The sequence below is a fragment of the uncultured Caulobacter sp. genome, from assembly GCF_947036865.1.
Classification (GTDB): domain Bacteria; phylum Pseudomonadota; class Alphaproteobacteria; order Caulobacterales; family Caulobacteraceae; genus Caulobacter.
Map to the genome: position 1 here is coordinate 19,605 of NZ_CAMQSF010000014.1, position 26,695 is coordinate 46,299.

The window sequence follows — 26,695 nt, forward strand, 5'->3', positions numbered from 1 at the left end:
GTGTTGCCCTCCGAAAACAACGAGAGGGGAACCCCCGATGTCGGCCGAAAAGAAGCAAAATCTGCAGGACACGTTCCTGAACAGCGTGCGCAAGTCGAAGACGCCGCTCACCATCTTCCTCGTCAACGGCGTCAAGCTGCAGGGCGTGGTCAGCTGGTTCGACAACTTCTGCGTCCTGCTGCGTCGCGATGGCCAGTCGCAACTGGTCTACAAGCACGCCATCTCCACCATCATGCCGGCCCAGCCCGTTCAGCTGTACGAGCCGAGCGCCGACTCCGACGACTGATCCGAGACCATTTGTCCAAATCCGCATCCAGGTCCATTGACCACGCCGCGCCGATCCTGAAGGCGCTCGTCATCCATCCGGCGCGGCAGGTTCGCGGCCAGGCGGCCCTTGAGGCCAGGGATCCCAACGCCCGCCTCGAGGAGGCCGTCGGTCTCGCGATCGCGCTGGATCTCGAGGTCGTCGAGGCGCTCGTCGCGCCCCTGCGCGCCGTGACGCCGGCGACCCTGTTCGGCAAGGGCAAGGTCGAGGAATTCGCCGCGATCTGCGAGGTCGAGCACATCGACGTCGCCGTTTTCGACGATCAGCTGACGCCGATCCAGCAGCGCAATCTCGAAAAGGCGCTGAAGGTCAAGGTCGTTGACCGTACGGGCCTGATCCTCGAGATCTTCGCCCGCCGGGCCCGCACGCGCGAGGGGCGGTTGCAGGTCGAGCTCGCGCGCCTGGAATACGAGCGCTCGCGCCTGGTCCGCACCTGGACCCACCTGGAGCGCCAGCGCGGCGGCACCGGCTCGACCGGCGGCCCCGGCGAAACCCAGATTGAACTCGACCGCCGCCTGATCCGCGACAACATCGCCAAGCTCAAGAAGGAGCTGGACGAGGTGCGCCGGACGCGGACCCTGCATCGCAGCGCCCGCAGGAAGGTCCCGTATCCGACCGTCGCCCTGGTGGGCTACACCAACGCCGGCAAGTCCACCCTGTTCAACCGCCTGACCGAGGCGGAGGTGCTGGCCAAGGACATGCTGTTCGCGACCCTGGATCCGACCCTGCGCACGGTGAAGCTGCCCGATGGCCGGCCGGCGATCATGTCCGACACCGTCGGCTTCATCTCCGACCTGCCGCACGAACTGGTCGAAGCCTTCCGGGCCACGCTGGAGGAGGTGCAGGAGGCTGACGTGGTCCTGCACGTGCGCGACGTCGCCAATCCGGACAGCGAGGCCCAGGCGCGCGACGTCGAGACGGTGCTGTCCGAGCTCGGCGTCACGCTCGACGAGGGCAAGACCGTCGTCGAGGTCTGGAACAAGATCGACCTGCTGTCGGACGACGACCGCGACATCGTCGAGGGCCAGGCCCGCCGCACCAACGCCTCGCCCGTCTCGGCGGTCACGGGCGAGGGTTGCGAGGCGCTGCTGCGGCGCGTCGCGGGTCTGATCGACGATTCCCCGCCGGTCGAGGTGTCGCTCGGCGCGCACGAGGGGCAGGCGCTGGCCTGGATCTACCGCAACGGCCGCGTGCTCAGCCGCTATGATGGCCCGGCCGGCGACGTCCAGTTGGTCGCCCGCCTCGATGGGCAGGCGCTGGGCCGCTTCGAGCGCCAGTTCCCCGACGCCCTGGTCAAGGCCGCGGCGGAGTAGCCAGCTTTTCGACCCGCCGCACATGACGGCCGCCCGCGAACGGCGTCGTCAGGAAAGCCTCGACGCAGGCCTTCGCCGTGTCTGGCGTGATCGCCCGGGCGCCCAGCGCGATGACGTTGGCGTCGTTGTGCTCGCGGCTCAGGGCGGCGGTCGCGGGTTCGGTCACGAGAGCGCAGCGGCAGGCCGGATGGCGATTGACCGCGATCGATATGCCCACGCCGGAACCACAGAGCGCGACGCCGAACGCGGACCAGCCGCTGGCGATGTGTTCAGCGAGCTTGTAGCCGTAGTCGGGATAGTCGACCGGAGTCCCGTCGTCAGGACCCAGGTCCGTCACCTCGTGGCCCCGCGCCGCCAACCAGGCCGCCAGTTCGGCCTTCAGGGCGACGGCGGCGTGGTCCGACGCGATGGCGACGCGCATCAGGCCTCTTTTTCCGCCGCCTTGGCCGCGTTCCACAGGCCATCCATCTCGGCGAGATCGGACTGGTCCGGCGTCTTGCCTCGCTCGGCGAGCCGCGCTTCGACGAAGCCGAAGCGGCGGGTGAACTTGGCGTTGGTGGCGCGCAGGGCGTCCTCGGGATCGACATCGAGCTTGCGGGCCAGGTTGGCGCAGACAAAGAGGATGTCGCCCAACTCCTCGCGCGCCTTGGCCTTGTCGCCGGCCTCGATCTCGACGGCGATCTCCTCGGTCTCCTCGCGCAGCTTGTCGAGCACCTCGGCGGCCGACGGCCAGTCGAAGCCGACGCGGGCGGCGCGCTTGGTCAGCTTCACGGCGCGGGTCAGGGCGGGCAGGCCAGCCGGCACGTCGTCCAGAACGCCGGTCTTGGCCTTGGCCTTGCGCTCTTCGGCCTTCAGCTGCTCCCAGCCGGCGACCTGGGCCGAGAGGTCGTCATAGGCGTGGTCGCCGAATACGTGCGGATGGCGGCGGATCATCTTGTCGGAAATGGCCGTCGCGACGTCCCTGAGGTCGAACGCGCCTTGCTCCTCGGCCATGCGCGAATGGAACACGACCTGCAGCAGGAGATCGCCCAGCTCTTCCTTCAGCTCCGGCAGGTCGTTGCGCTCGATGGCGTCGGCGACCTCATAGGCCTCCTCGACCGTGTAGGGCGCGATGGTGGCGAAGGTCTGCTCCAGGTCCCAGGGGCAGCCGCCGACCGGGTCGCGCAGCTTGGCCATGATCTCCACGAGGCGGAAGAGCGGGTGCTGATCTTCACTCGGCGGGGCCAAGGGCGGGGTCTGGGAAGGCATTCGGCTGCGACTCGGCTGCGGACGTGGCGGCGGCCGCCGAAGCCGCGTCCCGCGCCGCGAGCTGGCGCTGGATCTCGGCGAGGCGGTTCGCGTCCAGCGGATAGCGCATCATGATCGCCGCGACCACCAGTCCCAGCACCGCCGGCACGAAGGCGTAAAGTCCGATCAAGGCCGCGTCGCCCTCCGGCGTCGAAACCTTGGGGTCGAAACCCAGCCAGCCCAGCGCGATGAACACGGCCACGGCCAGGGCGTAGCCCAGCTTCACCGTGCCGGTGACGATCGCGTAGAGCAGGCCGGTCTTGTCGACGCCGCTTTCAAGCCGCTCCTCGTCGCCGACGTCGGCCATCATCGAGCGCACCAGCACCGGCGCGGCGGAATAGGGGAGGCCGGCCAGAATGAGCACGACCATGCCGATGCCCGAATTGCCTTCCGGCGTGATCACCGCGCAGACCTGGACGAAGGCGTAGACGATGGCGGCCACGACCAGCGCCCGGTGCTTGCCGAGCCGCTTGGCCAGAATCGGCCAAAGCGGCGCGCCGACCAGGGCGGCGACGAAATAGACCAGTAGCAGGACGCCGGCCTGGGTCTTGTCGAAGTGCTTGATGCGCTCGAAGAAGAACAGGAACAGCGTGCCGGCGATGCCGGGAGCCAGGCCCATCAGCAGGTCGGCCGTCAACAGCCGTCGCACCGACGGCCGCCCCAGGAGCTGGAAATACTGCTTAAGGCCGGTGTGGGCGGGACGCGGCGGCGCCTCCGGCTCCTTGACGCCCAGGACCGCCAGGGCCGTGGTCACGGGCAGCAGGAGCACGATGAACCAGCCCATGGCGCGTACGCTGTCGAGGTGGTCGCCCCTGAGCACGCCCGTGACGAACGGCGGCAGGCAGAGCACCAGGATCATGCCCACGACATTGGCGGCCTGCCACCAGCCGTAGATCCTGGAGCGTTGCTGATAGTCGCTCGACAGCACCGCGCCCCAGGCGGTCTGCGACAGCACCACGATCGAGAAGCCCGCGTAGAGCACCGCCAGCCAGAACCAGAGATACAGCGATCCGACTCCAGGCTCGGCCATGAACAGGGCGTAGACTCCGGCCGTCAGCAGCGGCGCGCCGAAGATCATCCACGGGCGGAAGCGGCCGAAGCGTGAACGGGTGCGGTCCAGCACGCCGCCGAAGATCGGGTCGAACAGGATGTCGAACAGCTTGACGATCAGAAAGGCCGAGCCGACCGCGGTCAGCGAGAGGCCCAGCGAGTTGATGTAGTATTCCGGCAGATACACCACGAGCGGCAGGCCCATGGCCGCGACCGGGATGCAGGGCGCGGCGAACGCGGCGAGCGACCATGAGGACGCTCTCTGAGGCGATGGCCCTTGCGACATGCTCGATCTCCTCCCAGCGCTGTTGCTCGCGCCGCGCCCGTGGTCCGGACGCTCTTATCGCCCGAGTGTGCGAGGAATACGCCAGGCGCGCCAGCCTCTTCGTGACGTCGACCCGAAGCCGCCTTCGAGGATGACCGGCGCGGCGCCATCCGAAGCTGCGCATTGACCGTGTGCGACGCACCGGGTAGGCCTGCCCGGGCGTCAGGTTCCTCGCGAGAGGATGAAAAGGGAACGAGGTTGAAGACCTCGGCTGCCCCCGCAACTGTAAGCGGCGAGTTCTAGCGCCATTGGCCACTGGGTCTCCATGACCTGGGAAGGCGGCGCCAAGAGCAGTGACCCGCGAGCCAGGAGACCTGCCCGGCGCGGTCGTTCATCGCTCGGCCGGGGTGCGCCGAACGAACGGGATCTCCCGAGAAACGACAGTCACAGGACCGCGCGGCGGTCCGGGGCGTTCGCGCGGCCGTCAGGCTGGCGGGAGCGTCGCGGTCGACGCGCGGGTCGTTCAAAAGGGAATGAACTTATGATCCGAGCGTTTCTCAGCTCCACCGCCTTGGCGTCCGTCCTGATCGCCAACCCCGTCCTGGCCCGCGATCAGCAGGCGCCCGAGGCGGACGTCGCCGGTCGCGCCGGCGCCAACGGCGTCGCCGAACTTGTCGTCACCGCCACGCGCGCGGCGACCCCGATCGAGAAGATCGGCGCGTCAGTGACGGTCCTGACCGAGCCTGTCATCAAGGCCAGCCAGGCCGTCGTGGTCACGGAACTGCTGGCCCAGCAGCCCAGCGTAAGCTTCGCCCGCAACGGCGGCCCAGGCTCCGCGACCAGCCTCTATATCCGGGGCGCGGAGTCCCAGCACGCCGTGGTGCTGATCGATGGCGTCAAGCTGAACGACCCCTCGTCGACCCAGGGCGGCTTCAACAGCGGCAATCTTCTCGTCGGCGACATCGCCCGCATCGAAATCCTTCGCGGCGCGCAGTCGACCCTGTGGGGCAGCCAGGCCATCGGCGGCGTGGTCAATATCGTGACCGCCGACCCGACCGTCCCCTTCACCAGCTCGGTGGAAGCCGAGGGCGGGGCCCGCGACACCGCCTATCTGCGCGGCGCGATCGGCGGCGCCACCGACAAGGTCACCTGGCGCGCGGCCGGCGGCTACTACACCACCGACGGCTTCTCCTCGTACAAGTTCGGGACCGAGAAGGACGGCTACCAGAACGCCGGCGCCTCGGGCCGCCTGCGCGTGAAGCTGGCCGACAACGTCTCGGCCGAGGTGCGCTCGGTCTATTCGCGCGGCAAGAACGACTTCGACGGCTTCAATGTCGACAGTCCGGAGTTCGGCCGCACCAAGGAACTGGTCGTCTATTCCGGCCTGAACGTCGCCCTGCTGGACGGCCGCTGGAACAACCGCATCGGCTTCGGCTACACCGACACCGACCGCCAGAACTACAATCCCGCGCGGAGCGTCCCGCTGACCTTCGACGCGGCCGGCAAGAACCGGCGCTGGGAATACCAGGGCGCGCTGGCGATCTCCGACCTAGTTAGCGCCACCTTCGGGGCCGAGCACGAGCGCGCCACGATGCGCACCCGCTCGCCCAGCGTCGCCCAGCCGCTGGTTCCGTTCCGCACCGGCCGCGTCGGCGTCGACAGCCTCTACGGCCAGCTGCGCGCCGAGCCGGTGAAGGGCCTCAGCCTGACCGGCGGGCTCCGGTACGAGGACCACGACACCTATGGCAGCCACACCCTGGGTCAGGTCGCCGCCGCCTGGGCCGTGAACGACGGCGATACGGTCCTGCGGGCCAGCTTCGGCCAGGGCTTCCGCGCCCCGGGGCTCTACGAGCTCTATAGCGAGTACGGCAATGTCGGCCTGTCGCCCGAGACGTTCGACAGCTGGGACGCCGGGGTCGAGCAGCGCCTTCTGGGCGGCAAGGCCCGGGTCTCGGCCACCTGGTTCCACCGCCAGGCCGACAACGAGATCCGCTTCTTCTCGTGCTCGTCGACCTCGTCCGATCCGCTGTGCCGCCCCGGCGGGACGTTCCGGTTCGGCTATTACAGCAACCTGCAGAAGACCAAGGCCCAGGGCCTGGAGCTGATCGGCGAACTGAAGCCCGTCCAGGGCCTGACCCTGACCGGCAACTACACCTACACCGACGCAGAGTCCGACAGCGGCGCCAGCAAGGGCAAGCAGCTCACGCGGCGGCCGAAGACCATGGGCAATCTGTCGGCGACCTACCGCTGGCCGGTCGGCCTGTCGACCGGGGTAGCGGTGCGTTATGTGGGCAAGACCTACAACAACGACGCCAACACCCAGGTGGTCGCCAGCTACGCCACGGTCGATCTGCGGGCTTCTTACCCGATCAACGAAAACCTCGAGGTTTTCGGTCGGGTCGAGAACGCCTTCGACAAGGACTATCAGACGATCCTGAACTACGGGACGCCGGGGCGTGGAGCCTTCGTCGGCCTGCGAGCGCGCTTCTAGCGCGCGTCCCGCCGGGCGGTCGCCAGATCGCCCGGCTCAGGCCTTGTCGAAGCCCGGCAGTTCGATCCTGACCAGCTTCCAGGCGAAGACGCCGCGTCGCTCCAGAACGAGGCCGAAGGTGTCGCCGTCGCGGCGATCACGATAGGCGGCCTTGAAGTGGTTGAGGTCGAGATAGGCCAGCTTACGCTCGGTGTCCGACGGAGACTTGGCCTTGGCCGGAGCCTCGGCCGGGGCTTGGGGCGCTGGGTCCGTGGGGCCCGGCGCGGCTTGCGCCGTGCTTTGCGGCGCCTTGTTCGTCGCCACCATGGTCGCGATCGCGTCGGGCGTGGCGTAGGTCTCCACGGCCTTGTCGACGACGCCGACCAGCAGCATCTGGCCGAAGGCGGCGAAGGGGTTGTCCCGCAGCTTCGGATCTTCGGCGAACTTGCGTGTCATCGCCGCCTTCAACTGGCTCTTCAGGCTCTCGCGCACCGCCGGAAAGTCGACCGCGCTTTCCAGCCTGGCCTTGTCGCCCGCCCGGGCGGCTTCGTTCAGGTTCTGGAGCGCCAGAAGCGGCGAGACGAAATAGCCGGCGACCAGAAGGACGACGGCGACGGTCGCGCCAGCGCCGATCAGGATACGATTGTTGCGAGTCATCGGAGCCTCCAGCCGCGATTGACGCAGGCGTAAGGCGCCTGGTCAACCGGACGGGGTCAGCGCGGCGGCGACGCGCGCAGGATTTCAATCCACGGCGCCGGCTTCTTGCCGGTGCGCTTGACGAGGTCGTCGCCCAAGGCCCCGTACTTCGGATCCAGAAGGCTGGCCAGGGCGTAGGTGCCCACGGCGTTCGAGACGTCCCAATTGTGCGGCGCGTACTCGGCCTGGCCCGAGGCGGCGCGGTCGCGGTCGAACTGGATCTTGGAATTGGCGAACTCGATGTGCGTCTTCTCTCCGGTGGCGTAGGCCGTCAGCCAGTCCAGCGAGTGGGGCAGGCTAGCGCCGGCGGCGGTCTTGAACGTGAACCAATCCTCGCCATGGGCCTGGGCGGCCAGCGCCGCCATCATCAGCGGGTCCAGATCGTAGGTCACATAGTGCAGGGCGTCGCGTTCGTGGAAATCGAACATCGACCCGTCGGCATAGAGATTGGCCGCGATCTGGTCGCGGAACGCCTGCCGGGCGCGGGCGATGAGCTTGGCGTCGCCTGTCTGGTAAGCGGCCAAGGTCGCCAGCTTGACCCGGTGGCTCTGCCAGTTGGTGTTGAAGTTCCTGGGTTTGGCGTCCATGGCGTCGAGATAGCCGCTGGCCATCTTGCGCCAGAACCCGTCGAGCTTGGCCCGGATCGGCGCGGGCAGGTCGTCCTCGGTCAGGTCATAGGCCATGATCAGGGTGTCGAAGCCCGTTTCGTCGATTGGGTTGAACGAGATCTGATAGATGTCGGCCCAGTTCTCGAGATAGCGCCCGGTCGCCGCGAGGAAGCGGCGATCGCCGGTCAGGCGGTAGGCGATCGCGAAGTTCAGCACGATCGGCTGGTCCTCGCGGGCCTTGATGCTGATCTCGCGGATGCCCTTGCCCGGCAAGGTGCCCTCGGTATGGGCGTGCGGGATGGCGCCCGGTGGCCGATCCAGGTTCGCGGCGGCCTTCGAGACGATCGAGTCCCTGCTCGCGGGCGCGATCGGTCCCTTGCCGAAGCCCGGCCCCAGCAGCCCGTAGTCGGCGGCCTGAGCGGCGGAGGCGGTGACGATCAAGCCGGCCGCGGCCATCCAAGCAGTCTTCAAAGCAGCCTCCCAACGCTGAACCTCGCCCGCGTCTTCGCGTGGCGTCGGGAAAGATATCTGACCACCTGAAGCGCTTGTCAATAATTGGCTATGCCAATTAAGGGAACTGGTCCGACCGTTCTCCGGCCGCTCTATGGCCCCGCCAGCAGGATGGAGAGCAGGGGGTTGGGAAAGCGCCGGTTCTGGATGATGGCGTAGAAGCTCTCGGTGATCCCAGGAACCTGGCACACCTCCACGAGGTCGCCGCGCGCCAGTTCGTCCCGAACCACGATCGGGGGAACCAGGGTAAGGCCGTCATGCTCGCGGGCGAACAGGCGCAACATGGCCATGTCGTCGACTTCAGCGTGAACGTCGGGCGTCACGCCGGCCAAGTCCATGGCGCGATCGAACGCCCGTCGGATCTCGCTCTCGGGGCCCGGCAAGACCAAGGACGCGCCGTCCAGGGCGGCGGGGTAGTCAAAGGCGCTGGAGGCGGCGCCGGGGCGGGCGACGAGGCTGACGGTCTGGGCGTCGATCAGATGGCTGCGCAGCGAGCTTCGGGCGTCCAGCGGGGCCGGCGAATTGGCCAGGACGAGATCGAGGCTTCGCTCCTCCAGCCGCGCGAAGAGCTCGCGCGTGCCGCCCGAACTGACGGTCAGTTCGACGTCGGGCCGGGCGAGAAGCGGCCGCAGAAACCCGAGCTGGAAGTTGCGCGACAGGGTCGTCAGGGCGCCCACCCGCAGGCGTTTATGGGTCGCGGCGCTTCGGCCCTTGAGCGTGTCGAACAGCTCCTCGCCGGTCTCGAACACCGTGTTGGCGTAGTCCAGGGCGATCTGCCCCGCCTCGGTCAAGACCAGCCGCCGACCCGCGCGGTCGAACAGAGCGACGCCCAGTTGCTGCTCAAGCTTTTGAAGTTGAACCGAAAGCGCCGACTGCGAGACATTGAGCCGCCGCGCCGCGCGCGTCATGGCGCCCTCCTGGGCCACGACCCAGAAATAGCGCAGATGGTTGTAGTTCAAGCTCGCCATTCATCTGTTTTATGAAAAATCCTGATCCAAACAATCAATTTTATCGAAGGCTAGCGGCGCTGTAGCTCTCCCTCCTGAAACCGGCGGGAGATTTCGGTGATGTTGGAACCTTGGCTTGGAGCTGTCGCGGCAATCGCCGTCCTGACGCTGGGCGGGCTCGTCGCGATCGTCAGAGGCGCGAGCGGGCCACGCCAAGCCGGACTGATCGCCGAGAGCGCGGCCGCGATCGCCGCAGGGCTGGTGCTGAGCGTCGGCGCCTGGGCGCTGGCGACGCCGGCCGCGGCGAGGGCGGGGGCCAACCTGCGGGTCGACGTGGCGTCGGTCTGCGTCGGCCTGCTGGTGACGCTGGTGGGCTGGGCCAGCCTGAGGTTCGCGCGGGTGCAACTGCGCGGAGAGCGGGGCGCTTCGGCGTTCTCCGGGTGGCTTTGCCTGACCTTGGCGGCGGGACTTCTGACCGCCTTTTCCGACCATATCGCCTTGACGGGCGTGGGCTGGGTGCTGGCCAGCCTCTGCCTGCACGCGCCGATCCGCTTTCGGTCGGAGCGTCCCGCCAGCCGCCGCGCGGCCTGGCGCAAGTTCTGGATCGACCGGGTCTCCGAGGTTCTGCTGGCCGGCGCGATCGCCATCCTGTGGGTCCGGGTCGGTGACGGCCGCTTCTCGGCCATAGCCGGCGCCTCCGCCGCGCTGGGCGGGTGGGGGGTTCTGGCCGCGTCACTCGCGGCCGCCGCGGTCGTGCTGCGTTCGGCTCAGGCGCCGTTCCAGGGCTGGCTGCTCGATCTGCTGGAGGCGCCGACGCCGGTCTCGGCCGTCCTGCACGCGGGCCTGATCAGCGCGGGCGGGCTGCTGCTGATGCGGCTTTCGCCCCTGATGGCGCACGCCCCGATGGTGATGGTCGCCCTGGCCCTGATCGGCGGCGCCAACGCCCTGATCGCCGGCCTGGTGCAGACCGCGCAGCCGGCCGCCAAGACCGCGCTGGTCTGGTCGACCGTCGCGCAGATGGGCTTCATGCTGCTGGAATGCGGGCTTGGCCTCTATCCGCTCGCCCTGCTGCACATCATCGCGCACGGCCTTTACAAGGCGCGGGCGTTCCTGTGGGCCTCCAGCGCCGTGCAGACCGTGGCCAAGCAGCGGCGCCTGGGCCCCGTCGCCGCGCCCGGTCCTCGGGCCATCGCCGCCGCGATGATCATCGCATTGATCTCCTATGGCGTCGCCGACGCCGTGTTTGGGCAGGCGGGGCGCCCGGTTCAGGCCCACGCCCTGGGCGCCATCCTGGTGCTCGGCGTCGGCTATCTGCTGGCCCAGGGCCTGGCGGACGCCGCGCCGCTTGGCCTGACCCTGCGCCTGGCGGGCGTGAGCCTGCTGGCCTTCCTCGCTTATTTCGCCCTCCAGGCGGTCGCGTGGCGACTGACGGCCGGCGGCTTCGCGCCGGCCCCCGCGGCCGGGCCGCTTTGGATCGCGATCCTGGCCCTGACCTTGGTGACCTTCGCGGCGCTGGTGGTGTTCCAGGCGACCCTGCCGCGCTGGCGCGAGCACGCGCTGGTCCGGCGACTGCGAGTGCACCTGGCCAACGGTCTTTACCTTGATCTGATCCTCAATCGCCTGGTTCGCCGGGCGGCTCTTAAGGAGGCCTGAGACATGGACGGCAATCTCACGCTCGTCGGCCTGGATCCGGCCGCCCTCGACTGGGCGCTGGATGCGATCCCGCCGGCCTTTCCGCTGGACGCGACCGTCGCGGTCAATCCGGTCCTGGGCTTCTCGCGCCTGGACCTGGGCCAGGCGAGCGCTCTGCTGGAAAAGACCGCCGGCGCGCGGCTGACGGCGCCTCGCGCCTGGTACGGACAGAAGATCGCCGGCGGCGAAATCACCTCCGGCGATCTCGACGAAGCCCTGAACGACGGGCCGGGCCCCAGAACCTTCACCGGGGTCGAGCGCCTGAAGTCCGCGGCGCGGAGCGACCGTCCCGCGCCGACGCCCCTGCCTTTGATCAGCGATCTGGCGCGGGCGCCCGGCGAGGCCGACTGGACCGCGTTCGTGACCGAACGGATCGCGACCTGGGCCTCGGCCTTCTTCGACCAGGGCCAGGCGCTGTGGGGACCCGCGCGCGAGCAAGACGCCTTCGCCGACTGGCGGGCCTTCGCGCGCGTCGATCTCGCGCCCGAACTCAGCGGCCTGCGGAAGTTCCGCGCTTTTGTCGGCGCGCTGGACCCGAACCCGCGCGCGGTGATCGCGGAGATCGCTGAACGGCTGGGACTAAGGCCCGCCGCCCAGAAGGCCTACTTCCTGCGCGTGCTGCACGCGATGGGCGGCTGGAGCCAACTCGCGGCTCACCGCCGCTGGACGGCGCTGCGCGACGGGCGGTCGGACGCGACCCTCGAAGGCCTTTTGGCGGCGCGGCTCGCCTGGGAACTCTATTTCCAGGCGCGGGGCAGGGGAGGCGCGCCGGTCCATTCGCCCGATCTGAGCGAGACCTATGCGGGCGCCTTCGCGTCGGATCCGGAGGCCGAGATCGACGCCGCGCTGCATCGGGCCTACGAGGCGGCGCAACGGCGCGGTCTGTCCGAGCGGTTGACGACCGGCGCGCCGATCGCCGCCAAGCCCGGCCGGCCGGCTCTGCAGGCGGTGTTCTGCATCGACGTCCGCTCCGAGGTTTTGCGGCGGCATCTGGAACGCCAGGATCCGAGCATCGTCACGCTCGGCTTCGCGGGGTTCTTCGGGATCGGCGCTGGCTTTTCGCCGGGCATGGGAGAGGAGCCCGAGCATCGTTTGCCGGTCCTTCTCCAGCCGCAGGTTCACGCCCACGCCTGCCAGGGGGACGTTCGGCGGACCGAGCGCGCGCGCCTAGACGCGCGAACCGCGCGGGCGATCGAACGCTTCAAGACCGGCGCGGTGGCGGCTTTCGCCTTCGTGGAGTCCATGGGCCTGGGCTCGGTCAAGGATCTGATGGGCGCCCGCGCCAAGCCGTCGCCGGCGGCGCGGCCGGTGCTGGACGCGTCGCTCGACCAGCGGATCGCCCTGGCGCGCGGCGCCCTGAAAGGCATGGGCCTCGATCGCGACTTCGCGCCCACCGTGCTGATCGTCGGCCATGGCGCGAAGGTCCAGAACAATCCGCACGCCAGCGCGCTGCAGTGCGGCGCGTGCGGCGGCCACGCGGGCGATGTCAATGCGCTGCTGCTGGCGGGCCTGCTGAACGACGCCGAGGTTCGGGCGGGCTTGGCCGAGAGCGGCCTTGTCATCCCGGCCGACACCCGGTTCTTCGCGGGACTGCACGACACCGCCAGCGACGCGGTCGAATGGCTGCGGGCGCACGACCACAACGAAACCGATCAGCGGTCGCTTCAACAGGCGCGCGCCTGGCTCGACGCGGCCGCGCGGGCCGCCCGGGCCGAACGCGCCGATCGGCGTCCGGGCGCGGCCCTGTCGTCGAGCCCCGGGCGCGCGGCGCGGTCCTTCGCCGAGGTTCGGCCCGAGTGGGGCCTGGCGGGATGCCACGGCTTCATCATCGCGCCGCGCGCGCGGACCCGGGGCCTGGACCTCGACGGCGCCGTGTTCCTGCACGACTACGACCAGAGCCAAGATCCCGATTTCAAGGGACTGGAAGCCATCCTGACCGCGCCCGTCGTCGTGGCCAGCTGGATCAACCTGGCCTATTTCGGCGCGCGCGTCGCGCCGGAAATCTATGGCGGCGGCGACAAGCTGCTGCATAACGTGGTGGGCGGCGTCTCGGTGGGCGAGGGCGGAAGCCTGACGCCTCGGCCGGGCCTGCCGTGGCAGTCGCTGTGGGGCGAACAGGACATCCATCCGCCTCGGCGCTTGGTCGTCGTGGTCGACGCGCCGGCGGCGGCGGTCGCCGAGATCCTCGACCGCCACCCGGATCTGAAGGCCTGGTTCGCCAGCGGCTGGCTGACCCTGACGACCTTGGAGTCGAGCGGAGGTCTTGGCCCGCGTTGGTCGCCGAAAGCCAAGCGGCTGGGCGCGGATCTTTGAGGACGGCTCGCGTATGCGGCGACCATTGCGTCGCCGCATACGCGGAACGGGGCGGAGCGAAGCCCGGGCGACTCCCGACCGTGATCAATGAATCGTCTAAGATATATTATCAGAAATAATGAAACACCCTCGGCGTCTGAGCCTTCGGATGGTTTTCCGCGTCGCGTCTGCCATTTAGCGGCGTTTTTTATAGCGCGGAACCGCGCCCCCTGACCGCAATTTCCCTCCTGCGCAGGAGGTGCGTCATGACGATCCGGAAAGAGAAATATCGGCGCTTGGCGCTCTGCGGGCTGGCGGCGCTGAGCGTCACGGCCTGCGCGACCGGCCAAGGCAGCTTCGTGGCGGGCTCCGGCGGCTCGGCCGGCGGCGAAGACGCCCGCTTGGAGGATCCGTCTCTTGACGAGGCCGCGCCGGGTCTGATGGCGGCCAGTGGCAACGCGCTGCTGCCAGGCGTCCGTGCGTCGACCCTGGCGGCTTCTCCGGGGCCTTCTTTGCTCGCGACGGGCCTTTCGGCCGGCCCCGCCGGCGGCGCTCTCGCGACGAACCTTTCCGTGGGACCGGTGGCGGCGAATCTCGACGCCTCGATCAATGCGCTCGGCGGCGCGCCATCGGCCAGCGTCGGCGCGGGATTGTCGTCAGCGCTAGGCTCGGCTCGGGTCGGCGCCAATCTCGGCGGCCCGCTGCTGGCGCTCAACGGCTCGCGTTCGGCCTTGCTGGGCGTCGCCGTCGCGGGACCTTCCGTGCTGGGCGCGACACCGAACCTCAACCTCAATGTCGGCGCGGCGCTCAATCCCGCCACCGCGGCGACCCAGACCTTGATCAGCGTCGGCGCCAGCGCCACCCCGACCTCGCCCGCGTCGCCGACGCCGCCTTCGACGACGGGTCCGCCGCCCGTGCTGCCGCCCGCGCTGACTGTCCCCGGGGCCACGCCGCTACAGATCCTGCTTCCGCTGCTGACGACGGCCCGACCGCCCCTCCCCTTGCTCGGCCGTTAAGGGATTCCGATGCGAAAATGCTTCCTGCTCGCCGCGGCCGCGCTGGCGCTGCCGCTGATCGCCCATGCCCAGACGAGCACCAGCCGCGTCGTGCCCCAGGACCGTCCTGACCAGAACCCGAGGGCCGGCCACAACCGTCCCGCGCCAGGCCCGCGCGCGCCGCGCGGCCGCGCGCGATCGGCCCCGGTCGCCGCCTTTGTCTTGCGCGACGTGGTGGTCGAGGGCTCCACCTTGCCTCCCGACGAGGTGCGCGCCGCCTGGCGGCCGTTCGTCGGCCAAAGTCTGGACGCCACGGGCCTGGTCAGGGTCACGGACGCCCTCGCTCGCGTCTACGCGCGCCGGGGCCTGGCGATCTACACCGTCACGGTCCCGGACCAGACCTTCGACAACGGCGTTCTGCGCCTGAGGGCGCTGGAAGGCTACATCTCCGAGGCCGTCGTCACCGCGCCCGCCGGCAGGGGCCGGGTCCAGGCCGATCGCTATGTCAGTCGGCTACGCGCCGAGCGTCCGCTGAAGCGCGCGACGCTGGAGCGTTACGTCTCGTTGATCCGCGACCTTCCCGGGACCACGAACGAGATGGCGCTCGAGAACGGCGACGGCGATACGGGTGTGCGCCTGCGTCTGAACCTGAAGCCCCAGCCCGTCCAGATCGCGTTTTCCGTCAATAATCGCGGCACCAGCTATCTCGGCCGGACCCAGGTCCAGGCCGATCTCTACCTGAACGGGCTGCTGCGATCCGGCGACCAAACCCGCCTCACCGTCGCGCTCCCGACCGACACCGGCCGGTTTCAGTCCTACGGGCTGGGCCACGTGACGCCGATCGGCTCCGAAGGCCTGACCCTTGGCGTCAACGCCGGCTACCTGAAGACCAAGCCCAGCGTCGGCGGGCTGGTGGGCCACGCCAAGTCGGCCGGCGCCCAGCTCTCCTACCCTGTCCTGCGCGGTTACGAGCGAGACCTTTACGTCAATCTCTCGGTCGACGGCGTCGACAGCGACAACGCCTTCCTCGGCTATACCTTCGCCAACGACAAGACCCGCGCCGCTCGGGCGGCGCTGTCGACCAGCACCCAGAAGACGCGCGGCCTGTGGTACGCCAGCGCGACCGTCAGCCAAGGCATCGACGGGCTGGGCGCGCGCGCGGACCCCGCGCTGGCCAAGCTGGATTTCCGCAAGTTGAACTTGCGCGGCGGCGCGGCGTGGAGTGTGGGAAAGCAGGCCGCCGTGCGGCTCAATGCCGCCGGCCAGGTCACGTCGGACCGGCTGCCGGGCGCCGAACAGTTCGCGGTCGGCGGCGACGAATTCGGGCGCGGCTACGAGGCCTCCGTGATCGCCGGCGACAGCGGCTACGCCGCCTCGGCCGAGCTCGCCTTCATTCCGGCCCGGACGCCGGCGGGGCTTGGGGGTTCGGAGTTCTACGGCTTCGTCGACGGCGGCAAGGTCTGGTATCGCGGACGTCTCGGCTACGCGACCTCCCACGCCGACTTGCGCTCGGCCGGCGGGGGCGTGCGGCTGCGCGTCCGCGACAAGGCCATCTTGCAGATCGAGGCCGCCAAGGCCCTGCCCAATGACTTGGCCTTCCTGGACAACCGCCCCTGGCGCGGCGTCGTCATGGTCAAGACGGTCTGGTAGTTGGATCGTACGGGGCTCGCCTCCCATGACGACGAAAAGAAAGGCCGCCCTCGCGAGGCGGCCTTTTTCGTGGAGGCTGCGAAAGGCGAGCGGGCGCGGCGAGGCCGCGCCCGGCCTGCCCGTCAGCGCGGCGTCGACGAGGAAGAGCTCTGCTGGCTCGAATTGTTCGAGCTGTTCGAGGTCGAGGACTGCCCCCCGCTGCGGTCGCTCGACGACCTGCTGGAGTTGTTCCAGCGATTGCCGCCCGAGCTGTGACGCTCGAAGCCGCCGAGGGTCACGCCATCGGTGCTGATCGGCACGCCGATGTTCAGGCCGCTCGACGAGGCGTTGGCGCTGTTGTTATTGGCCGAGTTCGCGCCGCCGCCGGAGCCGCCGTTGGCGCCGCCGCCATTGTTGGCGTTCGACGAGGCGTTATTGCTCGTCGTGTCGCGATAGGCCCCGACGTGCGGATCGACATGGATGCCGCCGATCGTGGTGTCGCGCAGGTTCGAGTTGTTGTCATGCCAGCGTTCGCCAGCCTTGCTGGCTTGCCGGTTCTGGACGTCGTTCTTCCAGGATTGGCTCGCGTTCGAGCTCTGCGAAGTGTTGGTCGAGCTGTTTTGCTGGCTGGTGCTGGAGCCGCGCCCCAGAAGGTTCATGCCGTTGCCGCTGCCGATCTGGGCGAAGGCGGGCGCGGCGATCAAGGTCAGCGCGGCGGCGCCGGTCAGAAGATAGGTACGCACTTATAATTCTCCTGAATTTATTGCATAGATCCATCGACGAAAGCCGATGAATAGAAAACTCGTCGTGAAACTGTTAGTTTCGATATTTGATTTCTGATTGCGCCGTCGGTAACATATCCTATTCAGCGCTATAGATTACAAATATTCGGAATATGCCTACGGTTATGCTGATGGCGCTTGGAATTATACTGACGTTAAATTTGGTCGCTTGGGCCTTTCAGCTCGTCGGCCGGCGCCACCGAGCAGAAGCGCGCGCCGCTCATCGCGAGGCTGTCGCGAGACGCGAATGGCGACGCTTTGGATGATTTCACACGGACCCAAGGGCTCTAGGCTCCGCCGCTTCCCTGGTCAGGAAAGCGGCCGTGGCCCGATGACAGACCCTAGCCCTGGTCCGTCCCAGGTTCGGCCATCTTCCGGTGCTGCTCGGCCAGGACGCTCTGCGGCGTCACGGCGGCGGCCGCGGCTTGCAGCTTGTTCTTGAAGCCGGCGACGACATCGCCCTCGCCCTTCTGCATGGCCCGATAGCCGGTCAGCGCCACGTCGGCCGGATCGGCCTTCTTGGGATCCGAGCCGATCTTGGTGTCGAGCATGTCGGCCCGCTCGAAGAACTCGGTGTCGGTCGGCCCCGGCATCAGACAGCTGACCGTGACGGCGGTGTCCTTCAGTTCGTTGCGCAAAGCCCAGGCGAAGCTGTCCAGGAACGCCTTGGTGCCATTGTAGATGGCCTGGAACGAGCCCGGCATCAGGCCAGCGATCGAGCCGGTGATCAGGATCCTGCCGCGGTCGCGGGTCCGCATGTCGCGAGCGACTTGCTGGATCAGGTAGACCGTGCCCGTGACATTGGTGTCGATCACCAGACGCGCTTGCGTCCAGTCCTGGTCGAGGAAGCCGTGGCCAAGGCCCCTGCCCGCATTGGCCATCAGCGCGTCGACTTGGCGGCCGCCAATCAGCGCGACAAGCTCATCGACGCCATCGGTGGTCGACAGATCGACCTGCAGCGCCTCGACCTTGCCGCCATGCTGCTCGAGCGCGCCCTTGGCCTCGACGATCGCCGGCTCGTCGGCGGCGATCACCAGGTCGTAGCCGTCCTCGGCCGCCAGGCGGGCCAGTTCATAACCGATGCCGGACGAGGCGCCCGTCACGACGGCCAGGGGGCGAATATCGTCGATCATCACGAGCTTCCTCAGGCTTCCAGAGACGCTGGAAGAACCTGGCCCCGGACGCATCGTTCCTAGGGCGAAGGTCGAAGCCTCAAAGGTTAAACGGCGCCGGATTGGTTCGGGGCCGGGGCTAATACCGGGCGCGGAGTTCGATCGAGAGGGTCCGGGGCCTTTGAGGCGTCACTTGCCGATACGACCTCAGCGTGAACGGGTTGCCGTAGGCGAAGGTGTCGCCGGCGTGGTCGAAGAGATTGTCGACCGAGACGCCCAAGAGCAGCCGATGCGACTCCAGCCGGAGGGCCGCGCGCGTCGCCGCGTAGTCGCCCATGCTGGGCGCCGTGGCGGCGTCGAAGCTCAGGCGCGACCGGCCGACATAGGCCGCGCGGAGATCCGCTCCGATCTTCCAGTCGGCGTCGAGGGGGCGCTCGTAGCTGGCCGAGAGCGCCGCCGAGCCCGCCGGAACGCCCGCCAGGCCGAGGTCCTTGCGACCCGGGAACGCGGGATTGACGGAGTCCAGTTCCGGGTGGTTCAGGAGGAAATTGGCGTCCAGCCGCAGCCGCCCGACCACATAGGTTCCTTCGAATTCCAGGCCGATGTTGCGGCCGTTTCCCAGGTTGGCGGTATAGGGCAGCCCCGAGGGCAGCAGCTGATCGCTCTGAATGCCGTTCCAGGCCGCGTAGAACGCCGCCATGCGCAACCGCAGGCGACCGTCCAGCTTGACCGTCTTGGCGCCCGCCTCGTAACTCCAGAGCTCGTCGCCCTCGTAGCGGCGCTGGGGTTCGCCGCCGCCGCTGTCGAACCCCTGGCTGGGAATGAGCGCCGTGTTGAAGCCGCCGGAGCGGTACCCCTCGACGGCCTGGGCATAGATCAGCGTCGACGGCGTCGGCGCGAACGACAACACCACCTTCGGCGCGAACCCGACATAGCCCTGCTTGCCCGCGAACGCGACGGCCGCGCTCGCGCCGGCGGCCTGACTGGCGACCTCCTTCCAATTGGCGAACAGGCGCCCGCCCAGCGTCAGGCTCCAGCCGGCGCCCAGGTCGCCGGTCGCCTCGCCGTAGAGCGCGCTTTCCTCAAGCACGTCCCGGCGGCGTTCGCGGGCCAGCGCGGTCGAAGTGGCGCTCACCAGATTGATGACGCCATCGCGGCCCTGTCGCGTCCTGGCCAGGAAGGCGCCGGCCTGCCAGACGATCGGTCCGCCCGGCCGCGAGGCCAAGGACGCTTCCGCGACCACGGCGCCGACGTGGTTGTCATCGTCGAAGGCGACGGCGGCGCCCGGAGGCGCCGGGACCGGCGGCGCGGCGCTGGCGTCGTAGCGGCTGGAGAGATCGTGGCTCACCGCCGCGAGCGAAAACCTCGCCTCGCGTCCGAACAGAACGCCCCGCGCGCCCACGTGCGTCTCAAGGAAGTCGTTGTCGTGCGGTTCGGCGAGCCGGTTGCGCCGGTCGAAGCCGCCAAGCCGAGCATCGCCATATTGGGTGTCTGCGGATTTGATGCTCTGGGCCACGGCGCCGACCTCGGCCGTCCACGTCAGCCCGACGGCCGCGTCCACAGCCAGCCGCAGGCCAGAGCGGCGGGTCTGGTTGACGTCCTTGAGGCCCTGGCCGTCGTCATCGATATAGCCCCCCTGGCGCTCGGCGTAGGCCACCAGACGGGCCGCGCCGCGTCCGCCGACGAGCGGCGCGTTGATCATGGCCGAGGCCAGGCCGCTCCCCTGCCCCGCGCGCGTGCTCGACGCGGTGACGGCGGCCCAAGCATCGAAGCCGTCCGGATCGGGCCGCCGCGTCGTCAGTTGCAGCACGCCGCCCAAGGATCCCGAGCCGTAGAGCGCGCCCTGCGGCCCGCGCAGCACCTCGATCTGGCCGATGTCGACGAGCAGCAGGTCGGGGTCCGGCGCGTTGTAGGTCAGCCGCACGCTGTCGAGATAGATGCCGACCATCGACTGGGTCTGTCCCGTCAATGGACCATCGGACAGACCGCGCAGAATGAGCTTGTCACGGCCGGGGCCCAGGTTCGTGACCGTCATCGATGGCACGGCGCGCGCCAGATCGACGGAATCGCGCAGGCCTTGGTTCTGGACCGCGCGTCCGTCCACGACGCTCACGGAATAGGCCAGGCGATCGGCCAGGGTCGGGCGCCGCGTGGCCACGATAACGAGCTCAGGGAGCAGCGACGAGGCGCTCACGGGGGGCGCGGCGATGGTCGGCGGGGGAGCGGAGGCTCGAGGCGCGATCGGGGCGCGGGGATGGATCTGGTAAGCGCGCGGCGCGACCCGCCGCGCCTCGCAACCGGTGCCGGCCAGGATCGCCGCCAGCGCCGCCTCCGGCGTGGCGCGGCCCGAAAACCCGGGGGACCGTCCGCAGCCCCCGGCGGCGGTGACATCGATCGATACGCGCGCCTGCAGCGCGAATATCGTCGCCGTGCTCCGAACCGGTCCGGGCGGCGCGGCGAACGCCATGGTCTCGCCGGAAGCCCAGGCGCACGCGGGCGCGACGGCCAGAGCCAGCGCCGGAAAATGCCGAAGTCTCCGCCATGCGCGGTTACGCAAACTTGCGCCCCTCGAAAGTGTCAGGGCGTCACTTTAGGATGATTTGTCCGGGCGTGCGATCGACAGTGAGCGACGCCGACGCCGCCAACAGGCGCACCGCCGCGTCCTGGTCATCGAGCGCGATGACGCCGGAGAAGCGTTGCTTGGCCGCTTCGGACGTGATGCGGACCGGCCTTTTGAAGCGCCGGTTCAGATCGGCGACGATGTCGCCGAGGGTTTCGTTGTCGGCGACCAGGCGCCCTTGCGCCCAGGCGAAGGCGGCGTCGGGCGCGACCCGCCGCACGGTCGCCGGGCCGGCGCCGTCCGTATGGCGCAACTCCTGACCGACGGTGAGCCGCGCCGGCGCGCCGACCTGGCCCTCGCGCGCGGCGACCTCGACGACACCGCGTCGCACGGTCACTCGCGTGCTGGTCCGATCGCGCCGAATATTGAACTCCGTCCCGACCACCCGGACCCGCTGATCGCCGACTCCGATCAAGAACGGCCGGGCGGGGTCCTTCGCCACGTCAAAGCTGGCCTGGGCTTGGCCCATCTCGACCTGCCTCCGACGCCAACCGAACCGCACGGTCAGCTTGGAGCCGCCGTCGAGGGTGATCCGGCTGCCGTCGGCCAGAATGATCCGTCGCGTTTCTCCGGGCTTCGTCTCGTAGGCGACCAAGGGTCCCTGAGACGCGTTCCACACCGCCGGCGCGGCGACCATGGCCGCGAGGCCAGCGGCGACGGCGCCGCCGATCCAGACGCGCCTGGCGGGGCGGCGAGCCGTCCGCGCCTGGAAGTTCACGACCTGGGGCGCGCTCCGGGGCGCGGCGTCGGCGATCTCGGCGCGGCGAGCCTCCAGATCCGCGACGATCAGTTCGGCCTCCTCGAACGCCGCGAGACGCGCCTCCGAGACAGCGAGCCAGTCCGTAAGGGCGGTCCAATCCTCGGCCGTCGCGGCGTCGGATTGGATACGAACCAGCCACGCGACCGCCTCGTCGCGCAGTCCCTCCGTCGTCTCCCCGTCGTGACCGCTCATGCGCGTTCGCCATGCGCCGGAGGGCCAAGCGCTCTCCGGTTCGCCTCAAAGACGCCATAAAGGCCGCGGCGCCTCAAAATAATCTCGCGGACCCCTGTCACGGCCATCGCCCCACCTTGGCGACGATTAGCTTAAGGCTGGCCATGATGTACTTCTCGACGCTGGAGCGGGAGACGCCCATCGCCGCCGCCGTCTCGGCGTGGCTCAGCCCTTCGAGCTTGTGAAGCTGAAACGCCCGCTGGGCCGCCGGCGGCAGCGCCTTGATCGCCTCGACGATCCGCGACAGCTGGAGCTTGGCCGCCGTCGCCTCGTCGGGCGAGGCTTCGTCGACGATCTGAGCCCCGCCGATATCCGACACATGCGCGCCGTGCCACTGCGCGTCCCGCGCCTCGGCTCGCCGACGGACCTTGATCCGGTCCAGCATCAGGTTCGTGCCCAGGCGATAGAGATAGGCGGCGGGGTTATCGATATCCTCGCCGCCGCGATCGGCGATCTTCAGATAGATATCCTGCACCAGATCCTCGGCGGCCTCCTGCGAACGGAGGCGGACGCGGAAGTACCGCAGAAGGTCCTCGCGCCTCTCCATGTAGGTCGATAGCAGGGGGCGGACCGGGTCGTCCAAGGCGCGGCCGCGCTCCTCGAAGGCTCGCGCCGAGAATCTGCGGCGCGCGGGGCCAATCTTTCCGAACCGCCCGCGCCGCGCAACCGCTCAAACGCCCCCGAGCCCAGGCGCGCTAGGCCGCTACCCGCGCGTCCAGCGCCGCCAGCTTGGCCAGCACGCGGTCCAGCGTCGAGCGCTTGATGGGCTTGCCGTCGCGCAGCTTCGTCCAGGTGGTCTCGCTGATGGCATAGCAATCGAACAGATGCTCGCGGGTCACGGCGGGCAACCGCGCCCGCAGGCGCTGGAAGATTTCTCGAGAGACGGTGACGGTTTCAGCCATGGGGTGGTCTGATCAGCAACGCACGGTAGGGTGACAGTACCGCGTCCCTATGACGGTGTTGTTGGGCTCTCTTATTTCAACGCTGTTACGAACGGCCAAGTTCTCGCCTGACTTCGACGACAAAGCGACGAAAGCGGGCGGACGAGCGAGAAGCCCGCCTGAAACGTGAGCTTAACACGGGCCAGACGGGCTCAAAGTGACAACGCGCTAACCTAGCGCATCACGCCGAACAGATAGAGCAGCAGGATGATCGGCAGCGGCACGCCGAGCAGCCAGAGAAAGACGCCTCGCATGATCGACCTCCTTTAGACTTGCGGGTTGTAGGTGGCGCGCTCGCGGCGATGCCATTGCGGATGCTGCGAGCCCAGATAGCCTCCGGCCACGGCGCCGATCGCGCCGAGCGCCATGCTGGCCGCGCCCCACCAGGCCAAGGCGGCGGTCACCTTGCGGGCCGCGTCGGCGGCGGCCTTCACGTCCGCGTCGGTGACCCGGGCGTCGTCCCGGGTGGCCTCGATCGAGGCCTGGGCGCCGGTCAGCAACGACCCGGCGCTCGCCCCGCCGCCGGCGCCGCCGAGCGCGACCAGGAAAGCCAGCCCCCACACGGTCAGGCCGATCAGCGCGCCCTTATGATGGTCCGGGAACTTAGCGGCGCGGGCGGCGACATAGGCGCCGAGCTGCAGGGCGAACGCGTTGGCGAACACCACCCACAGACCGCCGCCCAGGGTTAGGCCGGCGGCGCCGGTGTCCGTCAGCCGGAACGGATTGGCGATCGTGGCGCCGATCGCCAGGCCGACGAGATTGAGCAAGGCGCCGAGCGCGATGGCGACGACGACGCCCGCGAACACGCCGCCCCAAGAGATCAGCGGGTGAGCGTACGGGTCTTCATGGAAAGCATAGACTTTCGGTTCGGCCATTTTGGTCCTCCCAAGCGTGGCGGGAGAACTCCGCGCGCGTTCGAAGGTTGCCGGGGGCCTCAGAGGGTGAAGCGCAGGCCGTCATGGCCGGGCTCGACGCCCGCCGGGAGCCGAGCCGCCAGGGCGTTGAAATCCAGGTCGATATGGAGATTGGTCAGGATCGCCCGCCTTGGCTTGGCGCGGGCGATCCACTCCAAGGCGAGGTCGACATGCGCATGGGTCGGATGCGGCGTCCAGCGCAGGGCGTCGACGATCCAGACATCGAGATCGGCCAGCGCCGCCCAGCTGGAGTCGGGGATGGCCTTGACGTCGGGCGTATAGGCGACGCCGCCGAAGCGGTAACCGACCGCGCGAATCTCGCCGTGATCGAGGTCGAAGGTCTGGACGGGGATCGCGCCGCTGGGTCCCTCGATCACGAAGTCCTCGCCCAGCGGCGGGATCAGGCGCGGCTCCAGGATTGCCGGATAGCCGCCCCGGGTGCGGAAAATGTACTCGAACCGGGTCAGCAGGCCATCGTGCGTCGCCTGGTCCATATAGGCCGGGATGCGAACGCGCTGGTTCAGGAAGAACGGCCGCAGATCGTCTATGCCGTGGGCCTGGTCGGCGTGATCGTGGGTGAACAGCGCCGCGTCCACCCGCCTGACCCCCGCCGACGCCGTCTGCAGTCGCAGGTCCGGCGAAGTGTCGACCACGACGGTGGTTTCATGCAGGGGGCCGCCCTCCCCTTTTCGCCGCACGAGCAGCGAGCAGCGCGACCGATGGTTCTTCGGCTCGGCCGGATCGCAGTCGCCCCAGTTGCCGTCGGCGCGCGGCACGCCGCCCGACGAACCGGAGCCCAGGATCGTGAACTCCAGCGGCCCCGTCACGGCCGCTCGATCCGGTCGAACAGCGCGAAGAAGGCATCCTCGGTGCGCTGCTCTGTCTCGGCGCGGGTCCAGCCGCGCACCTCGGCGAGCTTGTCGTAGATGTGCGGCAGGAACGCCGGCTCGTTGCGTCGGCCGCGCATGGGCACGGGCGCCAGGTAGGGGCAGTCGGTCTCGACGATGATCCGGTCGGCCGGCATATCGCGGATCAGGGCCCGCACCTCCTCGGCCGCCTTGAAGGTGGCGATGCCCGACACCGAGAACCAGGCGCCCAGGGCGGCGGCGCGGGCCGCCAGCTCGGCGCCGCTGGTGTAGCAATGCATCAGGATCTTGAACGGGCCCGCGGCGTGCTCGGCCTCCAGGATCTCGCCCATGACGTCGTCGGCCTCGCGGGTGTGGACCACCAGCGGCAGGCCGCTTTCGCGGGCGGCGACGCAGTGCTGGCGGAACACCTGGGCCTGCACATCGCGGGGCGACAGGTCGTAGTGGAAGTCCAGCCCGCACTCGCCTATGCCCACGACGCGCGGCCGCTGGGCCAGCTCGACCAGCCGCGCGGCGACGAGGTCCGGATCCTCCTTGGCCTCGTGCGGATGCGTGCCGACCGTGCACCAGATGTCCGGCTCGGCCATGGCGATCGCGTGGACGGCCTCGAACGACGAGACCTTGTCGCAGATCGTCACCATCAAGCCGATCCCAGCCTCGCGGGCGCGGGCGATGACGGCGTCCTTGTCCTCGGCGAACTGGGGCGCGTGGAGATTCACGTGGCTGTCGATGAGCATGCGGCTCACATCGCCGTCTTGGCCGCCGCGCGCAAGTCCGAGATCACGCTCCAGAAGGCGTCGGCGCGATCCAGGTTGACGGCCTCGACCTCGCCCGGGACGCTGACGAGGCGCTCCCACGCCGCCGCCCAGCGGTCCAGCGCCAGCCCGCTCTTGCCGTCGGCGGCCACCTGCGCGGCGAAGATCCGGACCTGGTCGGCCATCCGCTCCATCAGGAGCTCGAACCGGGCCGCGCCGTCCGCGCCCCGGAACGTATCGGCCAGGGCCAGCAAGGCGCCCTCGTCCAGCTTGGGCAGGCCGCGCAGGATCTCATTGGCCGCGTCGTCGATCTCGAGCGCCTTGGCGGCGGCCAGCTGCAAGGCCTTGCCGGGCGCGCCATGGGCCATGCGGGCGAGGCGCTCGGCGTCGCGGGCGGGCAAGTCTGCCATGCGCTCGACCATCTCGGCGGCGGCCGCGACGCCCGGCGCCGAAACGGCCAGGCGCCGGCAGCGGGAGCGGATCGTGGGCAGCAGCTTGCCCGGCGCGTGGCTGATCAGCAGGATCACCCCGCGCGGCGGCGGCTCCTCCAGGGTCTTCAGCACCGCGTTGGCGGCATTGACGTTGAGATCGTCGGCCGCGTCGATGATCGCCACGCGATAGGGCGACACCGCCGGCGTCGTGGCGAAGAATTCCGGCAGCCGCCGGGCCTCGTCGACGGGGATCGACTTGCGCGCCTTGCCGTCGTCGGTCAGCCGCTCCAGCACCATCAGGTCGGGATGCGAGCGCGCCGCGACCTGGCGGCTCACCGGATCCGACGGCGCGGCGCCCAGTAGGCCCTGGCCAGGATCCGGCCGCGCGCCCAGCAGGCGACGGGCCATGCGATAGGCCAGGGTCGCCTTTCCCACCCCCTCGGGTCCCGTCAACAGCCAGGCATGATGCAGGCGGCCGCGATCCAGGGCGTCCAGAAACGCGGCCTCGGCGGCGGACTGGCCGTCCAGCCGGTAGACGTCGCGGGGGTGAGCCGGCGTCATCGCAAGTCCAGCCGCTGGGCGACGGCCTCGGCAATCGCGGCGGTCACACGGTCGAGCTCGGCGTCGGCGTCGATCACGACGCAGCGCTCGGGCTCCCGGCGGGCGATCTCGAGATAGCCGGCGCGCAGGCGCTGGTGAAAGGCCAGGCCCTTGGACTCGAACCGCGCCGCCCCGCCCCGCGCCTCGGCGCGCTTCAGGCCCGTTTCGGCGGGCAGGTCGAGGATCAGGGTCAGGTTCGGAACCGTTCCACCCAGCACATGGTCCTCCAGCGCCGCGATCAGGCTGGCGGGCGCGTCGCCGCCCGCCCCCTGATAGGCGCGGGTGGAGTCGGCGAAGCGGTCGCACAGCACGATCTGGCCTTGCGCCAGGGCCGGACGGATCACCCGCTCGACATGGTCACGGCGCGCGGCGTACATCAGCAGGGTCTCGGTGACCGGCGACCAGCGGTCGGCCGCGCCGTTCACCAGAAGCTCGCGAATGGCCTCCGCGCCCGGGCTGCCGCCCGGCTCGCGGGTGACGACGACGTCGTGGCCGGCGGCCTCTAGGCGCTCGGCCAGACGGCGGATCTGAGTGGACTTGCCCGCCCCCTCCCCGCCTTCGAAACTGATGAAATAGCCCTGGGTCACACGGCCTCATTCGGCCG

Annotated in this window: 24 protein-coding genes and 1 riboswitch; of the genes, 7 read left to right on the forward strand and 17 right to left on the reverse strand. The window is 69.3% G+C overall.

Features of this window, described 5'->3' with window-relative positions; translation table 11 throughout:
• The first annotated feature begins 37 nt into the window (after window positions 1-37).
• Window positions 38-286, forward strand: coding sequence for an RNA chaperone Hfq (gene hfq / locus Q0V34_RS10110; protein ID WP_013079113.1), 249 nt, complete (start codon window positions 38-40; stop codon window positions 284-286).
• An 11-nt stretch (window positions 287-297) separates the two neighbouring features.
• Window positions 298-1,638, forward strand: a complete 1,341-nt coding sequence (gene hflX, locus Q0V34_RS10115) for a GTPase HflX (protein ID WP_297511311.1) — start codon at window positions 298-300, stop codon at window positions 1,636-1,638.
• On the opposite strand, the gene Q0V34_RS10120 is transcribed toward hflX, so the two are convergent.
• The 3 genes from Q0V34_RS10120 to Q0V34_RS10130 are packed head-to-tail and all read right to left on the reverse strand — an operon-like array spanning window position 1,619 to window position 4,261.
• Window positions 1,619-2,059, reverse strand: coding sequence for an RpiB/LacA/LacB family sugar-phosphate isomerase (locus tag Q0V34_RS10120; protein WP_297511313.1), 441 nt, complete (start codon window positions 2,057-2,059; stop codon window positions 1,619-1,621). The genes hflX and Q0V34_RS10120 overlap by 20 nt on opposite strands.
• On the reverse strand, window positions 2,059-2,886 hold the full coding sequence (gene mazG, locus Q0V34_RS10125; protein WP_297511315.1) for a nucleoside triphosphate pyrophosphohydrolase: 828 nt from the start codon (window positions 2,884-2,886) through the stop codon (window positions 2,059-2,061). The genes Q0V34_RS10120 and mazG overlap by 1 nt, the downstream gene beginning before the upstream one ends.
• Complete coding sequence (locus tag Q0V34_RS10130; protein ID WP_297511316.1) at window positions 2,849-4,261, reverse strand: MFS transporter; 1,413 nt, start codon at window positions 4,259-4,261, stop codon at window positions 2,849-2,851. Before Q0V34_RS10130 ends, mazG begins: the two co-directional genes overlap by 38 nt.
• Window positions 4,262-4,447: 186 nt before the next feature.
• Window positions 4,448-4,637, forward strand: a riboswitch (cobalamin riboswitch).
• 144 nt (window positions 4,638-4,781) lie between these two features.
• Between Q0V34_RS10130 and Q0V34_RS10135 the strand changes: the two genes are divergently transcribed.
• Window positions 4,782-6,731 (forward strand): TonB-dependent siderophore receptor, encoded by a 1,950-nt coding sequence (locus Q0V34_RS10135; RefSeq protein WP_297511318.1) that lies wholly within the window; start codon window positions 4,782-4,784, stop codon window positions 6,729-6,731.
• Window positions 6,732-6,767: 36 nt separating this feature from the next.
• Here the strand turns inward: Q0V34_RS10135 and Q0V34_RS10140 are convergent, their stop codons facing one another.
• The 3 genes from Q0V34_RS10140 to Q0V34_RS10150 form a co-directional block, all read right to left on the reverse strand.
• Window positions 6,768-7,367, reverse strand: a complete 600-nt coding sequence (locus Q0V34_RS10140; RefSeq protein WP_297511320.1) for a DUF2939 domain-containing protein — start codon at window positions 7,365-7,367, stop codon at window positions 6,768-6,770.
• Window positions 7,368-7,423: 56 nt separating this feature from the next.
• Window positions 7,424-8,470 (reverse strand): alginate lyase family protein, encoded by a 1,047-nt coding sequence (locus Q0V34_RS10145; protein ID WP_297511322.1) that lies wholly within the window; start codon window positions 8,468-8,470, stop codon window positions 7,424-7,426.
• A 146-nt stretch (window positions 8,471-8,616) separates the two neighbouring features.
• Complete coding sequence (locus Q0V34_RS10150; protein WP_297511324.1) at window positions 8,617-9,492, reverse strand: LysR family transcriptional regulator; 876 nt, start codon at window positions 9,490-9,492, stop codon at window positions 8,617-8,619.
• 99 nt (window positions 9,493-9,591) lie between these two features.
• Here Q0V34_RS10150 and Q0V34_RS10155 point away from each other — a divergent pair, with 99 nt between their 5' ends.
• From Q0V34_RS10155 to Q0V34_RS10170, 4 genes are all read left to right on the forward strand, one after another.
• A complete protein-coding gene (locus Q0V34_RS10155) occupies window positions 9,592-11,124 on the forward strand; it encodes a proton-conducting transporter membrane subunit (protein WP_297511416.1) in 1,533 nt (510 codons plus the stop codon).
• Between the two features lie 3 nt (window positions 11,125-11,127).
• On the forward strand, window positions 11,128-13,476 hold the full coding sequence (locus tag Q0V34_RS10160; protein ID WP_297511326.1) for a putative inorganic carbon transporter subunit DabA: 2,349 nt from the start codon (window positions 11,128-11,130) through the stop codon (window positions 13,474-13,476).
• Window positions 13,477-13,721: 245 nt separating this feature from the next.
• Window positions 13,722-14,471, forward strand: a complete 750-nt coding sequence (locus Q0V34_RS10165) for a hypothetical protein (protein ID WP_297511328.1) — start codon at window positions 13,722-13,724, stop codon at window positions 14,469-14,471.
• Between the two features lie 9 nt (window positions 14,472-14,480).
• Window positions 14,481-16,100 carry a ShlB/FhaC/HecB family hemolysin secretion/activation protein gene (locus Q0V34_RS10170; protein WP_297511330.1) on the forward strand — a complete coding sequence of 540 codons (1,620 nt, stop codon included), beginning with the start codon at window positions 14,481-14,483 and terminating at the stop codon, window positions 16,098-16,100.
• A 122-nt stretch (window positions 16,101-16,222) separates the two neighbouring features.
• Here the strand turns inward: Q0V34_RS10170 and Q0V34_RS10175 are convergent, their stop codons facing one another.
• The 11 genes from Q0V34_RS10175 to tmk all read right to left on the reverse strand — a co-directional run bounded on the left by Q0V34_RS10175 (window position 16,223) and on the right by tmk (window position 26,678).
• Window positions 16,223-16,822, reverse strand: a complete 600-nt coding sequence (locus tag Q0V34_RS10175; RefSeq protein ID WP_297511332.1) for a hypothetical protein — start codon at window positions 16,820-16,822, stop codon at window positions 16,223-16,225.
• Window positions 16,823-17,202: 380 nt separating this feature from the next.
• On the reverse strand, window positions 17,203-17,994 hold the full coding sequence (locus Q0V34_RS10180; RefSeq protein WP_297511334.1) for an SDR family oxidoreductase: 792 nt from the start codon (window positions 17,992-17,994) through the stop codon (window positions 17,203-17,205).
• A gap of 118 nt (window positions 17,995-18,112) precedes the next feature.
• Window positions 18,113-20,440 carry a TonB-dependent receptor gene (locus tag Q0V34_RS10185; RefSeq protein WP_297511335.1) on the reverse strand — a complete coding sequence of 776 codons (2,328 nt, stop codon included), beginning with the start codon at window positions 20,438-20,440 and terminating at the stop codon, window positions 18,113-18,115.
• Between the two features lie 118 nt (window positions 20,441-20,558).
• Window positions 20,559-21,545 carry a FecR domain-containing protein gene (locus Q0V34_RS10190; RefSeq protein ID WP_297511337.1) on the reverse strand — a complete coding sequence of 329 codons (987 nt, stop codon included), beginning with the start codon at window positions 21,543-21,545 and terminating at the stop codon, window positions 20,559-20,561.
• 97 nt (window positions 21,546-21,642) lie between these two features.
• A complete protein-coding gene (locus Q0V34_RS10195) occupies window positions 21,643-22,167 on the reverse strand; it encodes a sigma-70 family RNA polymerase sigma factor (RefSeq protein WP_297511339.1) in 525 nt (174 codons plus the stop codon).
• 112 nt (window positions 22,168-22,279) lie between these two features.
• Entirely contained in the window at window positions 22,280-22,486 is a 207-nt protein-coding gene (locus tag Q0V34_RS10200; protein ID WP_297511341.1) for a hypothetical protein, read from the reverse strand.
• A gap of 305 nt (window positions 22,487-22,791) precedes the next feature.
• Window positions 22,792-23,400, reverse strand: coding sequence for a hypothetical protein (locus Q0V34_RS10205; protein ID WP_297511342.1), 609 nt, complete (start codon window positions 23,398-23,400; stop codon window positions 22,792-22,794).
• A 59-nt stretch (window positions 23,401-23,459) separates the two neighbouring features.
• Entirely contained in the window at window positions 23,460-24,266 is an 807-nt protein-coding gene (locus tag Q0V34_RS10210; RefSeq protein ID WP_297511344.1) for an MBL fold metallo-hydrolase, read from the reverse strand.
• Entirely contained in the window at window positions 24,263-25,051 is a 789-nt protein-coding gene (locus Q0V34_RS10215; protein WP_297511346.1) for a TatD family hydrolase, read from the reverse strand. Before Q0V34_RS10215 ends, Q0V34_RS10210 begins: the two co-directional genes overlap by 4 nt.
• Window positions 25,048-26,052 carry a DNA polymerase III subunit delta' gene (locus Q0V34_RS10220; protein WP_297511348.1) on the reverse strand — a complete coding sequence of 335 codons (1,005 nt, stop codon included), beginning with the start codon at window positions 26,050-26,052 and terminating at the stop codon, window positions 25,048-25,050. Before Q0V34_RS10220 ends, Q0V34_RS10215 begins: the two co-directional genes overlap by 4 nt.
• Entirely contained in the window at window positions 26,049-26,678 is a 630-nt protein-coding gene (gene tmk / locus Q0V34_RS10225) for a dTMP kinase (RefSeq protein ID WP_297511350.1), read from the reverse strand. Before tmk ends, Q0V34_RS10220 begins: the two co-directional genes overlap by 4 nt.
• Window positions 26,679-26,695: the final 17 nt, after the last annotated feature.

What these genes read in the sequence shown, in the direction of transcription:
- Q0V34_RS10190 (WP_297511337.1), bottom strand. Translation starts at nt 21,545, where the DNA reads ATGAGCGGTCACGACGGGGAGACGACGGAGGGACTGCGCGACGAGGCG.
- Q0V34_RS10200 (WP_297511341.1), bottom strand. Translation starts at nt 22,486, where the DNA reads ATGGCTGAAACCGTCACCGTCTCTCGAGAAATCTTCCAGCGCCTGCGG.
- Q0V34_RS10140 (WP_297511320.1), bottom strand. Translation starts at nt 7,367, where the DNA reads ATGACTCGCAACAATCGTATCCTGATCGGCGCTGGCGCGACCGTCGCC.
- Q0V34_RS10205 (WP_297511342.1), bottom strand. Translation starts at nt 23,400, where the DNA reads ATGGCCGAACCGAAAGTCTATGCTTTCCATGAAGACCCGTACGCTCAC.
- Q0V34_RS10170 (WP_297511330.1), top strand. Translation starts at nt 14,481, where the DNA reads ATGCGAAAATGCTTCCTGCTCGCCGCGGCCGCGCTGGCGCTGCCGCTG.
- hfq (WP_013079113.1), top strand. Translation starts at nt 38, where the DNA reads ATGTCGGCCGAAAAGAAGCAAAATCTGCAGGACACGTTCCTGAACAGC.
- Q0V34_RS10160 (WP_297511326.1), top strand. Translation starts at nt 11,128, where the DNA reads ATGGACGGCAATCTCACGCTCGTCGGCCTGGATCCGGCCGCCCTCGAC.
- Q0V34_RS10180 (WP_297511334.1), bottom strand. Translation starts at nt 17,994, where the DNA reads ATGATCGACGATATTCGCCCCCTGGCCGTCGTGACGGGCGCCTCGTCC.
- Q0V34_RS10220 (WP_297511348.1), bottom strand. Translation starts at nt 26,052, where the DNA reads ATGACGCCGGCTCACCCCCGCGACGTCTACCGGCTGGACGGCCAGTCC.
- Q0V34_RS10155 (WP_297511416.1), top strand. Translation starts at nt 9,592, where the DNA reads ATGTTGGAACCTTGGCTTGGAGCTGTCGCGGCAATCGCCGTCCTGACG.
- Q0V34_RS10145 (WP_297511322.1), bottom strand. Translation starts at nt 8,470, where the DNA reads ATGGCCGCGGCCGGCTTGATCGTCACCGCCTCCGCCGCTCAGGCCGCC.
- Q0V34_RS10185 (WP_297511335.1), bottom strand. Translation starts at nt 20,440, where the DNA reads ATGGCGTTCGCCGCGCCGCCCGGACCGGTTCGGAGCACGGCGACGATA.
- Q0V34_RS10130 (WP_297511316.1), bottom strand. Translation starts at nt 4,261, where the DNA reads ATGTCGCAAGGGCCATCGCCTCAGAGAGCGTCCTCATGGTCGCTCGCC.
- Q0V34_RS10135 (WP_297511318.1), top strand. Translation starts at nt 4,782, where the DNA reads ATGATCCGAGCGTTTCTCAGCTCCACCGCCTTGGCGTCCGTCCTGATC.
- Q0V34_RS10120 (WP_297511313.1), bottom strand. Translation starts at nt 2,059, where the DNA reads ATGCGCGTCGCCATCGCGTCGGACCACGCCGCCGTCGCCCTGAAGGCC.
- Q0V34_RS10150 (WP_297511324.1), bottom strand. Translation starts at nt 9,492, where the DNA reads ATGGCGAGCTTGAACTACAACCATCTGCGCTATTTCTGGGTCGTGGCC.
- Q0V34_RS10165 (WP_297511328.1), top strand. Translation starts at nt 13,722, where the DNA reads ATGACGATCCGGAAAGAGAAATATCGGCGCTTGGCGCTCTGCGGGCTG.
- mazG (WP_297511315.1), bottom strand. Translation starts at nt 2,886, where the DNA reads ATGCCTTCCCAGACCCCGCCCTTGGCCCCGCCGAGTGAAGATCAGCAC.